Genomic DNA, 12,802 nt, shown 5'->3' with positions numbered 1-12,802 from the left:
AATTGGAGATCAACGCCATGACAGCGATCCGCGTGCAACTGCCGGAGATGCAATATGACAACTGATGTATTGCTGTACACCACGAATTGGTGCCCGTTCTGCCGCCGAGCGAAGGCGCTCCTCAAGGAAAAGGGCGTGCGATGGAAGGAGCTCGATATTGAGGCGGATCCGGCTCACCGGCAGGCCATGGCGGAAGCGTCGGGGCGAAGCTCCGTGCCGCAGATCTTCATCAATGGCACCCTTATCGGTGGCTCCGATGAGCTATTCGCGCTCGATGTCAGAGGCGAGCTCGACAAACTTCTCGGGCGCAACCCGCCTGCCACCTGAGGAGGTGCGGCTTGGGGCAGCCAGCCCGCGAGCCTTCGCCGGTTGATGAATACAAAAGGAGAGTCCGTTGGTCTCAGCCATCTGGAAAGACACTACTATCGCCACAAGCGACGAAACAGTCATCGTCGAGGGAAATCACTACTTCCCACCGTCAGGAGTCGACCTGAGCCTGCTTGAGATGAGCCCGCACACATCTGTCTGTCCGATCAAAGGCGCCGCGCGCTTCTTTCATGTTCGCGCGGGTGACGCGCTCAACGTGAACGCCGCTTGGACCTATCCCGCCCCCACTCCGGATGCCGAGGGTATCCGGGATTACATCGCTTTCTGGAAAGGCGTGGACGTTGCCTAGCAGACTGGACGGACGACTTCGCTGATAGCCATGCGGGCGCCGACATCTCAATTATCCTGCCCACCCCGGGCCTCGTCGGCTGCAGGAATCTGCCCGGCACCTTTGCGCGACCCGGCACTGGCGGTCTCGCACCCGCCGCGCCTCTGTTCTATCAATAAGGATGGATGACATGGAGCATTCCGAGTTCGATGCCGCTTTCGCGAAGCTTGCGGAGGGATACAGAGAAGGGACTTATGAAGGCCGGCGTTTCAGCTTGATCGTCCGGCGATCTGGGGACGGACGTCGCAACAGTCTGTTCGCCAGGGAGTTGGACGGGACTGACATTGTCAGCTTCAACCTCTTCCGCGTTACATCAGATAGGACATTGTTGAAGCCGTGCGAAATGTCCGCCGAAAAGGTCGTAGCGTTCGTGCTGGAGTTCCGACCGGACACCTGACGGGCAGAAGAAGATCCCGGCCAACCGGCGCGCCTGCGACGGCCGGCTATCTAAGGCTGCGCAAGCCTATAGCCGCAGCTCATTGCACTTCGTCTGGCGAGGAATTCAACATCGATACGTCGCCATCCGCGGGGATATCGGTACAGGCGCCCGTGTAAGCCAGATTGAGAAATCCTAAGCGATGACTAACACCAATGACGCCACCCTTCCGACACATTCTATTCTTGAGGAATGCACAGCGATGGCTGTCGTCAACGCTCTGAAGATTATTCTGAAGAACAGCTACGCGATCTACCTTAAGACAAAAAATGCCACTCGGGCGCATCCCGCCCCTACTTCAGGGACTTTCACTTGCTTCTCGCTCTGTCACTCACAGCATCGGCACGCCCATGACGCATGGTATCCAGGCCTCATAATTTTCCCATATAACCTTCTTGTCTTTTGCGCACCCAGAAAGACTCGAGGCTTTAACTGGACAGATGAGCCCTCGAGGGTAGTGTTCACCTGATTGGCTTTCTCATATCTGATGTTGATTCGCACAGTGTGCCAACCAGGTGATAGTTTCAAAAAACCTGCGCTTCAGAGCGAATTAGACGATCTTCGATAAGAGCGATCCGCCTCAAAATCCAAAACATCTAACATTGTCCTAGAGCCATATTTGTACCTAGTACTATGGCGCTCCCATTAACACATTTGATGATGCACAGAAAACTTAGCTCATGATAGCTTTCAGCTAACAGCTATTCGGAAGCCCGAAAGGATTCAACCGTTTAAGCGTGAACCGTCGATTATAAATACTTTCGTAAGTTAGCTTTAAAGGACGCTTTTAGTCCTTGTAAATACGCATTACGACTCCACAGCTACCAAATCCATACGGCGCCAGCAACCATTAAAACACCCGACACTACTAAAACAATAGTAGAGGCGCGATTGCTGCCTTTCAAAGTATGACCAACACCCACATCCATAACTAGGTGTCGAATTCCGGCTACGAGATGATAAATAAATGAAGAGTATACCAACCAGAAACTAACTTTGCCGAAAGGTGAAGAAAAAATCTCCTTGACTTCATTAAAACCCTTTTCTGACTCCAACGATTTGCTCAGCATATACAGTATCAGTCCCAGAAAAATAAAGAGCATAATTCCTGAAATCCGGTGCAGAATCGATGTAAGCGCCGTGAGAGGAAGCTGAATGGTTCGAATATCAAGATTAACCGGCCGCTTTTTATTCATTTTGACTCCAGTCAACAATTCTAGTGGGGGATTTCAGTTTTCGATCTCATTCATCATAGCAGCTGTAACTAAGGCTGGCGGCGACAATAATGGAGATATTCTATATCTTATCTTAAACAAATCTCTAAAATGGAACAAGTCACATTTAAAGTGCTTTGCGCTCATCATGCTTGTGATTATTTTAAAGCAAACATGTAATCTTTCTTCTGCATCTAAAGCCTTGCCCATCAAGTGCTTACCACAATCATTTTATCGACGTATGCAGCGCTGATGTGTGCTGAAAAAACAGGAGGTTTTAACTTGGTAAACTAAACACACTCATCAGGAGTTTACCATGAGCAAGAAACACAAGACTTACACCACAGAATTTAAAGCTGAAGCCATCAAATTAATTGAAGCCAATCAAGGCAATGTCTCGGAAACAGCTAGACAACTTAGCATTTCAATGCAAACTCTTTCAAATTGGAATACCAAAGCAAAGGCTGGAACTTTAGCAGGTACAAAACAGTATTCACCTGATCTAAACGCTCTACTCGAAGAAAATAAAAAACTCGGTGGTGTATCAAAAAGTATGCTAAAAAAAAGCAGGTTGAATTTTGATAAAATAGAGAAATGCAAATAACTCTAGAAATCAAATGTCCAACCTGCCTCAGTGACAGTATAAAGAAAAATGGCATCAAAGTAGATGGGAAACAAAACTACCAATGCAAAGACTGCAAACGTCAGTTTATTGGTGACCATGCTCTGAGCTATCTAGGATGTAATTCTGGCATTACTCGTAAAATATTACAGTTAATGGTCAGAGGCAGCGGTATACGAGATATCGCTGAAGTTGAGCGCATTAGTATCGGTAAAGTCTTACGGACTTTAACTGAATCGGCCTATCAAATTCAGCCTAAACAAAGTCATTATGAATCTCTCGAAGTAGATGAATTCTGGACTTTTGTTGGAAATAAAAATAATAAACAATGGCTTATTTACGCCTACCATCGAGAAACAGGTGAGATTGTTGCTTATGTTTGGGGTAAGAGAGATTTAGCTACAGTCCAAAGGTTGAAGACAAAGCTTAAACAATTAGGTATTCACTACACCCGAATTGCAAGTGATCATTGGGACAGTTTCATCACTGCTTTTAAAAACTGCAAGCAAAGTATTGGTAAGTTGTTTACTGTAGGAATTGAAGGTAATAATTGCAAAATAAGGCATCGAATAAGGCGTGGTTTTAGAAGAAGTTGCAATTTCTCCAAAAAGCTTGAAAACCATTTTAAAGCCTTCGACTTAACCTTCTTTTACATCAATAATGGCTTCATTTAATGTCAGCATACTTTTTAAAACACCACCCACCTTTGAAAACATGTACATGAGGTAGTTTATCGGCGCAAGAATCGTTGAGTGATCGAAAAATTGACGATAAAACGAGTGACGAACCTTCCCACGTTGCTGAATGTAAAGTGCAGAAAGAATAAAAATCGCCAGAATGATCCACTTAATCATATGAAAACCTGGAAACCAAAGAAAACGAAATAAAAGAAAAAGACCGGTATTCGGTCTAGACTGCGAATTGTAACATAGGCTGCAAAGTACGTCCTATTTCCAGCTTTTCATCACAAGTTTTCATTCTGTTTGGGTTTACCTGCAAGTGCAGCATTGACTAAATTGCCAAAATCGGCGCAAAGGTTGACTTGAAACATAAGGGCGCGGTCTAATCGTTTTTTGATCACTCATCCATAAAAAATCTTAAATGAAACAAAAACTTCACTCTATTTAGGCCGCATCATTCAAAAATACATCACGCAAGCACACGAAATAATTGAATAAAAATAGATGACCCTTGCGTCACGGCTTGATACAACTTGTTATGTTCTTTTTCGATATAGTTATCGTAAGATTGGCGGAGCATAGATGTACGTAGGAATGACGTACTCGCTTCACAACATCAACTTAGAAGTCCTCCAAAATAAAGGAGATCAGGCATGATCCACGCTGGCAATGCCATTACCGTCCAAATGCTTTCGGACGGAATTGCAGAATTCCGCTTTGACTTACAAGGTGAGTCGGTCAACAAATTTAACCGTGCAACGATTGAAGATTTCAAAGCTGCAATTGACGCTGTTAAAGCAAACGGTGACATCAAAGGCTTAATCGTTACTTCGGCTAAATCTACATTTATCGTTGGCGCAGATATTACTGAATTTGGTGCAAACTTCGCTCAAGGCGAACAAGCGATTGTGGATTGGGCATTGCCTGTTCACGACATCTTCAACGCGTTTGAAGATTTAGAGATTCCTAAAGTTGCTGCGATCAATGGTATGGCATTGGGCGGTGGCTTTGAAATGTGTCTCGTGTGTGACTATCGTGTGATGTCAGACGCGGCTCAAGTCGGTCTTCCTGAAATTAAACTGGGCATCTTCCCTGGTTTCGGTGGTACGGTTCGTTTAAGCCGTCTAATTGGTATCGACAATGCAGTTGAATGGATGGCCATGGCTAATCCTAAAAAACCAGCTGCTGCACTGAAAGACGGTGCGGTTGATGCGGTTGTTGCTGCAGACAAACTACAAGACGCTGCGATTGACTTGGTTAAACAAGCCCTTGCTGGCCGTGTAGACTGGAAAGCAAAACGTCAGGAAAAACTTGACCCTGTTAAATTGAACCCAATCGAACAAATGATGGCGTTCAACTCGGCGAAAGGTGCGGTACTTGCAAAAGCAAATCCTGCTCAATACCCTGCGCCTAAACTTCTTCTTGACTCATTACAAGCCGGTGCAAGCCTTCCACGTAATGAAGCACTTCAAGCTGAAGCGGCTGGTTTTGCAAAAGCAGCGATTACACCACAAGCAGGTGCATTGATTGGTTTATTCATCAATGACCAAGTGGTGAAGAAAACTGCGAAGAAATATGAAAAAGGTGCGCACCCTGTAAACCAAGCGGCTGTATTAGGCGCGGGTATCATGGGTGGCGGTATTGCTTACCAAGCGGCAAGCAAAGGCACACCAATCATCATGAAAGACATTGGTAACCCGCAACTTGCTTTGGGTATGAAAGAAGCCAATGGCTTACTGACCAAACAAGTTGAACGTAAGAAGATGAAACCTGCTCAAATGGGTGAAACGCTTGCGCGCATCCGTCCAACTTTAAGCTATGACGAGTTTAAAGAAGTGGACATCGTGATTGAAGCGGTAACTGAAAATCCAAAAGTAAAAGGCATTGTACTTGCTGAAACTGAGAAGAACGTTCGTGACAACACGATCATTGCTTCAAATACTTCGACCATTTCAATCACACGTTTGGCTGAAAACCTACAACGTCCTGAAAACTTTGTCGGTATGCACTTCTTTAACCCAGTACACATGATGCCATTGGTAGAAGTGATCCGTGGTGAGAAGACTTCGGCTGAAGCGATTGCGACCACTGTGGTTCTTGCTCAGAAAATGGGTAAAACCCCAATCGTTGTCAACGACTGCCCAGGTTTCTTAGTAAACCGCGTATTGTTCCCTTACTTCGGTGCATTTGACCTTCTATTGAAAGACGGTGCTGACTTCCAACAAGTCGACAAAGTGATGGAAAAATTCGGCTGGCCTATGGGTCCTGCTTACCTAATCGACGTTGTTGGTATCGACACGGGCGTTCACGGTGCAGAAGTCATGGCTGAAGGTTTCCCTGACCGTATGAAGCCAGACTTCAAAGGTTCAATCGAAATCATGTACGAAAACAAACGTTTGGGTCAAAAGAACGACGTTGGTTTCTACAAATACGAACTTGACCGTAAAGGCAAAAAAGCCAAAGTGGTTGATCCAACTGCGTATGAGCTTGTTGCTACTGTGGCAACTGCGGAAAAACTCGAGTTTGATGCTCAAGAAATCATTGACCGTATGATGCTTGCTTTCTGTAACGAAACTGTTCGTTGCCTAGAAGACAACATCGTCGCGACTGCTTCTGAAGCAGATATGGCGATGATTATGGGTGTAGGTTTCCCTCCATTCCGTGGTGGTCCATGCCGTTACATCGACCAAACAGGTGTTGCTGAATACGTTGCACTTTGCGACAAATACGCACACTTAGGTAAGGCTTATGAAGCGCCACAAATGTTGCGTGACATGGCTGCTAACAACAAAAAATTCTACGGTTAAGGAGCAACGTGAATGGCTACTTTAAATCCACGTGACGTTGTCATCGTTGATGGCGTACGTTCAGCAATGGGTAAAACCAAAAACGGTATGTTCCGCAATGTACGTGCTGACAGCTTATCGGCTGAATTGGTTCGTGCTTTAGTTGCTCGTAACCAGTTTGATACCAATGAAGTTGAAGACCTGATCTGGGGCTGTGTAAACCAGACTCTAGAACAAGGTATGAACATTGGCCGTAACATTGGTTTATTGGCTGACCTTCCAAAAACTGTGGCAGGTCAAACGGTTAACCGTCTTTGTGGTTCATCTATGCAAGCGCTTCACACCGCTGCTGCACAGATTGCAACCAACCAAGGTGATATCTTCATCATCGGTGGTGTAGAGCACATGGGTCACGTAGGCATGATGCACGGCATCGACCTCAACCCAGAAGCGTCTAAGCACTATGCAAAAGCGTCTAACATGATGGGCTTAACGGCTGAAATGTTAGGTCGTATGAACGGCATTACGCGTGAAGAACAAGATGCGTTCGGTGTTGAATCTCACCGCCGCGCTTGGGCTGCAACGCAAGAAGGTCGTTTCAAAAACGAAGTCATAGGTGTTGAAGGTCATGATGCCAATGGCTTCAAAATCCTATGCGACATCGATGAAGTGATTCGTCCAGATGCAAACCTTGAAGCATTCAAAGGTTTACGTCCTGTATTTGACCCGAAAGGCGGTACAGTCACTGCGGCAACGTCTTCTGCGCTGTCTGACGGTGCTTCTGCAATGTTGTTGATGTCTGCTGAACGCGCTCAATCACTTGGTTTAAAACCACGTGCTGTGATTCGCTCTATGGCGGTTGCAGGCTGTGACGCTGCAATCATGGGTTATGGTCCTGTACCTGCAACTCAAAAAGCGCTTAAACGTGCTGGCTTAAGCATGGCGGATATCCAAACCATCGAGTTAAACGAAGCATTTGCTGCTCAAGGCTTATCAGCCATGAAAGGTCTAGGCGTTTATGACAAGCAAGACATCATTAACTTGAATGGTGGCGCGATTGCATTGGGTCACCCATTGGGTTGTTCTGGTGCACGTATTACAACCACGTTGTTGAACGTAATGGAACAACAAGATACGCAAATTGGTCTTGCGACTATGTGTATCGGTTTAGGTCAAGGTATCGCGACGATTATCGAACGTGTTTAATTAACACTAAGATAAAATAAAAATCCCCCTTGTTGGAGTATATAGTAAAAACAGTGTCTATTCGCGTGTGAGTGAGTGACAGGGCTTTACATATAACGTCAGCGGCTTTAATTTCAAACGTACATACTGTGTATAATGGTATGTACGTTTTTTATTTGCGCCGAGTCCTTCGGCGGTAACCATTCATCCATGAATTTTTGTTCAGTGTTTAATTGCACCTTGTGAGTGCGACTTGTTCCAACAAGTCGGGAGAGATAGGAGTTACGTCATTGGTTTAGCAGGACGGGGATAGTTATTTGCGGCAAGTACAGAGTTGTCGCCGCATCCATGCGGCTTTGACAGTTCAGTTGTTCACTCATTGATTCACCTTCTTGATTAATTGCACTTAATTTACCACCACATTGCAACCGCTCCTTACCACGTGTTGCAAATTAATCGCACCACAACTTTCACGGAAAGTACCACTTCGTCGGATCTCGGCTTTGTGCCAAAAGCTGAAATTCACTGAGATTCGACAAAATCGGCGCTTTTCACTGAAAGCGGACATTTCTGACAATCACGGAACTGAGACTCTCGAAAATTTCGAGATATCAACGCATTGCCATAAAGTAAAAAATGAGTGCATTATTCATTTCGGGTTTCAAGAACGCACCGTTTTTCAGACTATATCGATGTGGCCAAAAATAGTTGACCACTACAGTTTTTGAATACTGTATTTTGCCTTTTTAAGACCAATGAAGTGATATTATTTAGTAAGGCACGTACTTGAAGCACTTATAAAAGGTGTTTTAAATGATAAAAATAAAGGGTTTCTAATGTGTTTAGGAACCCTCTAACTTAATAGTTGTTTCGGGTTCGGCTTATTTGGTTTTGTGCTCCAGTGCTGTAAGTGATGTACCTACGATAAATATAGACACGACAAACAAGCCTAAATCTTTTAGCAAAAACTGGCCAGGAACCACAGAGATCGCAGGAAACCCAAGAGATGCCTCAAAAACACCGGGTGTAGTCAGCATGAACGACAATGTCGTAAAAAAGAGTCCGGTTGAAAGTACACCGCCCAAGATTGCGAGCTTAGGGGAGAAAACTCGTGCAGCGATTAACAGGCCAACTGAAATTTCAAGCACACCCAGAAAATTTGAGAATCCTTGAATGCTGAGGAAGCTATACATCCACGAAAGCAGAGGGCTATTACTAACAAAACCATGTATACCGTTTGCTTCGTAGCTAGTGAATTTCATGCCACCAAACCACAAATATATTATCGTCATGGCAACGTAGATGCCACCTATACCAAACTTAGTGATTTTTGCACCGAGATTATTACTAAGGGTATTGGTAGTCTGGACACCATTTTCAATTTCGGGAATAGTCATCTTATATCTCCAATTATTTTTAGCCATGTGGACTCACTCTATGTAGCCCACTAAAATGATATGACTCTTGAGAAAAACTATATGTTTACTCGAGTCGAACCTAACTTAGGTAATTGCTGTAGTTGAGCACCAATGGATTAGACATCAATGCCTAGTGGTTGAACGGCCGGGAAGTCGACCTCGGTCTGTGTCACTTCGTTAACGTAGTTAGTGAAAGTGTTCAGGGCAACAGCCAACAGAATATCCACTACATGTGCATCACTGTAGCCAGCGTTCAGCACCGCTTGGACCTGGTCATTGCTGACTTGCCCGCGCTGGCGGACTACGGCGGCAGCAAAACGCACGGCTGCGTCGGCCTTAGGGTCATTTGATGCACCGCTGCGGTTGGCAGTGAGTTCAGCATCATCAAGCTTGGCCACCTTACGGCCTAGGAAGGAATGGGCAGCAAGGCAATAATCGCAGCCGTTGATCTCAGCGACGGCTAGGGCAATACGCTCAAGAGTCGCTGTACCCAAGCCGCCCTGTGCTGATGCTGCGCTCAATTGCAGGTAGCCAGTCAGCGCAGCAGGGCTGTTGGCAACGACGCGGAACATGTTAGGAACGCGGCCCAGTTGTTTTTCCACAGCCTTGAGTGAGGTATGGGTAGCAGTAGGCGCGGCGTCGATTGTGGTAGGGGTGTTCAAACGTGACATAAATTTCTCCTAGTGATTTGAAAGACAGCACGCTGTATTGGCGTGGAATAAATTGTATTTAAGAAGGTTCTGCTTGATAATCCGTTGCTATCAGACAGCTCATCTTCACGTCTTGCGCAGTCGCCATTTCAGTGCCACTACACATCTTCGTTGACGTTACGCCGTCCTGATTTCTAAGGAGGTCTTCGAGACTCCAAAAACACCCTCCAGCAACGATCACATAATTTATGTTTCATAAAGCCTCGTTGGTTTTTATCTATTTACTGATGTACCTGACTTTACAGCGTGTAAAACAGGTATAACATGTTCAGTAGTTCGTATAATGTGACTTATTAGACAGTTTACGTAGGGGGTATGTATGGATGCAGACTTTGGATATCAGATTTAAAGAGTTGTGAAATTAAGGGTTCACGAAAAAAATGAATGTCTGCAAATATAGGGCAAATTAGATTGTCTATGTCCATATAAATTTCAATGCTTTACATTTTTAAATGTTCAATTGCGTTACTCAGATTCAACTTTTGGTGGCAGATTTATCTTAAACATCAGCCCAGCAATTCGCACGGTAGTACTTTGTTGACTATCCCCTGACAAAGTAACAATTTCTTGCCACAATCAGACTTGAGCACTTTACTTCGCGCCTATGTGCACTGCTTAACGCACCAAGGCTTCTGATGTTCTGATTGACACCAATTACTTCGTTTCCTGCTTGATACTTTGAGATCAACAGGATTGAATAAAGTAAAAGGGGCTATTTAAATATTGAGGGAACAAGTGGCAATAGATTTGAGCATAGAAATCGCACTGCTGTTAGAGCGCTGGCAGGGCATTGTAAACATGATGGCTCAAGTCGCGGAAGTGCCTTGCGTGCTGATTAATCGATTAGATAAAAACGAAATTTGTGTTCAGGCAGTTGGCAGTGTGTCGAAACCAGCTTTTTATTGCGATGAACCTATTCCATTGGCACTAAACAGTTATTGTTCCCAAGTCATTGCCAGTCACCAGCCATTGCTAGTTGAAAATGCAATCGGTACCCGATACGAGAACAATAACCCGACATTTGCCGCAGGCTTTAGTTATTACTACGGGCTGCCTTTGCTTTGGCCTAGCGGAGAAACTTTCGGTACTTTGTGTATGTTGGACCGGGCAAGCGCAGACCGGGCATCACAACACTGTTCCTTACTCACACTCTTTAAGCAGGCTATTGAATATGATTTGCAATTGCTGCAGCAACAACAAGAGCAGCTCAAGCGTGAGCAACAAGCAGACTTAAAATTTATCCAACTTTTCAATGAGATATCCAATAGGATAAAACCGGTAGCGACTAATAAGTTACTTCAATCCGAGTTATTTGTACTGTTGACTAGCCAGTACCAATATTGGCATCAGGAGCTTGAGCTACAGCTTAATCAAACTGTCTTAGCTCATGAAAACTCCATTCATATCGCGGCACTGGTTCGAATTTGGTCAAATTTGTTGGCAATTGCCCATGAAACAGAATGGTTGAGAGCTACAGCTGTCGCTGAACCTTATAGCTGTGAGGCTGAAGCGTCACTGGTTGATGCAACGCCATTATTAGAACAAGCAGTCTATAAAACAGCGTTGACGCTTGGTACTGAACTCGTTTTGAGGAGTCATTTGCCTAACCCACTGTTACTCAGTGGGAGACCTGAGTTATGGTCGCTGATAGGGCTGGCTATCACCAGCTTTTTAGTCATTGGCGCCAGCGGCACCAGTAAAACGGTATTTGTCAGTAGCCGAATAAAAGGTAAACATAGAGTTTTGGAATGGTCCCTCCATGTAAAAGGCCAGACGATGCCACTGCATTTTACCCGTGATAATCAAGCGCTTTATGGTTTTGCTTCCGTATGTGCCGAGCTCGCTGGTGCTGTGTTGGAATCTGGTGAGCAGCAATTAACTGAGAGTATTCATCAACAGAGTAGTTATCTGAACTCGAATCGTGATCACGTCGACGACATTGAAAGCAGGAATGCTTCAAGAACTCGGTTTATCTGCTTATGGATACCGGTGGTGGGAGACGATTTATAAACTCTCAGCGATGAAAGTCGAAGTTGTGTCTTAGATTATCATTTTTACGCCATTTTAGAATTTTCCTTTCTATAAGCACTAGGAGTTACGCCAATTTTTTTCTTAAATAATTTTTGAAAGTGTTCATGTGCCGGATACCCAATGGCTTCACTCACTTCAGGAACAGATTTACCGGTTTCTTTAAGCAGCTGCTTCGCTTTTTCAAGCCGACAATAGGTTAAATAATCAAGAGGTGTCATGCCAGACAGTTTCTTAAACTTAACGCTGTAGTTCGTACGCGACATTCCAGCAATCTCAGCGAGATCGTCAAGACCCCATTTTTTATCGAGACTATGATGGATAGCTTCCAAGGATTTGCTGAGTTGCGGATTTTCGATCAATTTGAAAAATCCTACATTTTTGTTGGATTTGTACATGTGAATTCTTAACGCTTGCACGAAGATAATTTCGGTCAGCTTCCTGACTAGCGTGTTGCTTCCAGGAAGCCCTGATTTTGCTTCCTGCTCTATAATACTTAAAAGCATGGTAAGCCAAGGCGAGTGGGAGTTCTCAGTACTCTTGATATGCACGACGTTTGGCAGCGAATTTAAGAATGGATGATCGGGTCCGCCATCAAAACAAAAATGTCCGCAAACGACGTTTGCTTTGAGCTTGCTCTGATCACCATATTCCAGAACTTGAGTTTCAGTGAGGTTGGCCTTGGATCTAAATTCGACCGCGGGCTCGGCCTTGATTTTTGGTGCACTGGTCATGGTGTGCTCCATCCCTTTGAATAAAATCAAAATATCGCCTTGCTCCGCCAAAGCCTTAAGTTTAAGTTTTGGCACCTCGTACCAAAACTCGCCATGGGTCACGATGTGAAATCTCGCTAGATTCTCTTCCTGCGGGAGACTGATGCCCCAGTCTCCTGCAAATGATGTTCTATACCAGTAGCTACTAGTAAGCTCTACCTTATCTAAAATCTCACTGAGAACATCCATACTTAGCTCCTACGCAAACTGTCTAATAAGTCACATTATACGAACT

12 protein-coding genes and 2 pseudogenes are annotated in these 12,802 nt (G+C 44.8%); 8 read left to right on the top strand and 6 right to left on the bottom strand.

Annotation, left to right across the window (positions count from 1 at the left end; genetic code table 11):
• The first annotated feature begins 54 nt into the window (after positions 1-54).
• Together grxC and AC4MC0_RS11565 are read left to right on the top strand one after the other, a co-directional pair.
• Positions 55-327, top strand: a complete 273-nt coding sequence (grxC, locus tag AC4MC0_RS11570) for a glutaredoxin 3 (protein WP_005005995.1) — start codon at positions 55-57, stop codon at positions 325-327.
• 67 nt (positions 328-394) lie between these two features.
• On the top strand, positions 395-676 hold the full coding sequence (locus AC4MC0_RS11565) for a DUF427 domain-containing protein (RefSeq protein ID WP_003464986.1): 282 nt from the start codon (positions 395-397) through the stop codon (positions 674-676).
• A 1,296-nt stretch (positions 677-1,972) separates the two neighbouring features.
• Here the strand turns inward: AC4MC0_RS11565 and sdhC are convergent.
• Entirely contained in the window at positions 1,973-2,347 is a 375-nt protein-coding gene (gene sdhC / locus AC4MC0_RS11560) for a succinate dehydrogenase, cytochrome b556 subunit (protein WP_005005993.1), read from the bottom strand.
• Positions 2,348-2,444: 97 nt separating this feature from the next.
• Between sdhC and AC4MC0_RS11555 the strand changes: the two are divergent.
• From AC4MC0_RS11555 to AC4MC0_RS11545, 3 genes and pseudogenes are all read left to right on the top strand, one after another.
• Positions 2,445-2,615: pseudogene (locus AC4MC0_RS11555) on the top strand (IS4-like element ISAba33 family transposase); the annotation flags it as partial.
• Between the two features lie 66 nt (positions 2,616-2,681).
• A pseudogene (locus AC4MC0_RS11550) lies at positions 2,682-2,960 on the top strand (transposase); the annotation flags it as partial.
• Complete coding sequence (locus tag AC4MC0_RS11545; RefSeq protein WP_005005861.1) at positions 2,960-3,661, top strand: IS1 family transposase; 702 nt, start codon at positions 2,960-2,962, stop codon at positions 3,659-3,661. The pseudogene AC4MC0_RS11550 and the gene AC4MC0_RS11545, both read left to right, overlap by 1 nt.
• Here AC4MC0_RS11545 and AC4MC0_RS11540 read toward each other — a convergent pair.
• Positions 3,626-3,841 carry an aspartyl/asparaginyl beta-hydroxylase domain-containing protein gene (locus AC4MC0_RS11540; protein WP_005006236.1) on the bottom strand — a complete coding sequence of 72 codons (216 nt, stop codon included), beginning with the start codon at positions 3,839-3,841 and terminating at the stop codon, positions 3,626-3,628. The two genes, AC4MC0_RS11545 and AC4MC0_RS11540, sit on opposite strands and share 36 nt — an antisense overlap.
• A 479-nt stretch (positions 3,842-4,320) precedes the next feature.
• On the opposite strand from AC4MC0_RS11540, the gene fadB reads away from it, so the two are divergent.
• Together fadB and fadA are read left to right on the top strand one after the other, a co-directional pair.
• Positions 4,321-6,474 carry a fatty acid oxidation complex subunit alpha FadB gene (fadB, locus tag AC4MC0_RS11535; protein WP_491887078.1) on the top strand — a complete coding sequence of 718 codons (2,154 nt, stop codon included), beginning with the start codon at positions 4,321-4,323 and terminating at the stop codon, positions 6,472-6,474.
• 12 nt (positions 6,475-6,486) lie between these two features.
• Complete coding sequence (fadA, locus tag AC4MC0_RS11530; protein ID WP_005006238.1) at positions 6,487-7,659, top strand: acetyl-CoA C-acyltransferase FadA; 1,173 nt, start codon at positions 6,487-6,489, stop codon at positions 7,657-7,659.
• Positions 7,660-8,519: 860 nt separating this feature from the next.
• Here the strand turns inward: fadA and AC4MC0_RS11525 are convergent.
• From AC4MC0_RS11525 to AC4MC0_RS11515, 3 genes are all read right to left on the bottom strand, one after another.
• Complete coding sequence (locus AC4MC0_RS11525) at positions 8,520-9,062, bottom strand: YkgB family protein (protein WP_228711785.1); 543 nt, start codon at positions 9,060-9,062, stop codon at positions 8,520-8,522.
• 110 nt (positions 9,063-9,172) lie between these two features.
• A complete protein-coding gene (locus AC4MC0_RS11520) occupies positions 9,173-9,727 on the bottom strand; it encodes a carboxymuconolactone decarboxylase family protein (protein WP_000088799.1) in 555 nt (184 codons plus the stop codon).
• Between the two features lie 58 nt (positions 9,728-9,785).
• Positions 9,786-9,947 (bottom strand): peptide-methionine (S)-S-oxide reductase, encoded by a 162-nt coding sequence (locus AC4MC0_RS11515; RefSeq protein WP_223213851.1) that lies wholly within the window; start codon positions 9,945-9,947, stop codon positions 9,786-9,788.
• A gap of 554 nt (positions 9,948-10,501) precedes the next feature.
• Here AC4MC0_RS11515 and AC4MC0_RS11510 point away from each other — a divergent pair.
• A complete protein-coding gene (locus AC4MC0_RS11510) occupies positions 10,502-11,776 on the top strand; it encodes a hypothetical protein (RefSeq protein WP_005006246.1) in 1,275 nt (424 codons plus the stop codon).
• A gap of 44 nt (positions 11,777-11,820) precedes the next feature.
• On the opposite strand, the gene AC4MC0_RS11505 is transcribed toward AC4MC0_RS11510, so the two are convergent.
• Positions 11,821-12,756, bottom strand: a complete 936-nt coding sequence (locus tag AC4MC0_RS11505) for an AraC family transcriptional regulator (protein ID WP_005006248.1) — start codon at positions 12,754-12,756, stop codon at positions 11,821-11,823.
• Positions 12,757-12,802: the final 46 nt, after the last annotated feature.

It is taken from the genome of Acinetobacter sp. CAU_H_S139_7 (genome assembly GCF_058599305.1).
The sequence above is the reverse complement of the archived record's forward strand: the minus strand, read 5'-3'. Positions and strand labels throughout refer to the sequence as shown.

What these genes read in the sequence shown, in the direction of transcription:
- grxC (WP_005005995.1), top strand. Translation starts at nt 55, where the DNA reads ATGACAACTGATGTATTGCTGTACACCACGAATTGGTGCCCGTTCTGC.
- AC4MC0_RS11505 (WP_005006248.1), bottom strand. Translation starts at nt 12,756, where the DNA reads ATGGATGTTCTCAGTGAGATTTTAGATAAGGTAGAGCTTACTAGTAGC.
- AC4MC0_RS11525 (WP_228711785.1), bottom strand. Translation starts at nt 9,062, where the DNA reads ATGGCTAAAAATAATTGGAGATATAAGATGACTATTCCCGAAATTGAA.
- AC4MC0_RS11540 (WP_005006236.1), bottom strand. Translation starts at nt 3,841, where the DNA reads ATGATTAAGTGGATCATTCTGGCGATTTTTATTCTTTCTGCACTTTAC.
- AC4MC0_RS11520 (WP_000088799.1), bottom strand. Translation starts at nt 9,727, where the DNA reads ATGTCACGTTTGAACACCCCTACCACAATCGACGCCGCGCCTACTGCT.
- sdhC (WP_005005993.1), bottom strand. Translation starts at nt 2,347, where the DNA reads ATGAATAAAAAGCGGCCGGTTAATCTTGATATTCGAACCATTCAGCTT.
- AC4MC0_RS11545 (WP_005005861.1), top strand. Translation starts at nt 2,960, where the DNA reads ATGCAAATAACTCTAGAAATCAAATGTCCAACCTGCCTCAGTGACAGT.
- fadA (WP_005006238.1), top strand. Translation starts at nt 6,487, where the DNA reads ATGGCTACTTTAAATCCACGTGACGTTGTCATCGTTGATGGCGTACGT.
- fadB (WP_491887078.1), top strand. Translation starts at nt 4,321, where the DNA reads ATGATCCACGCTGGCAATGCCATTACCGTCCAAATGCTTTCGGACGGA.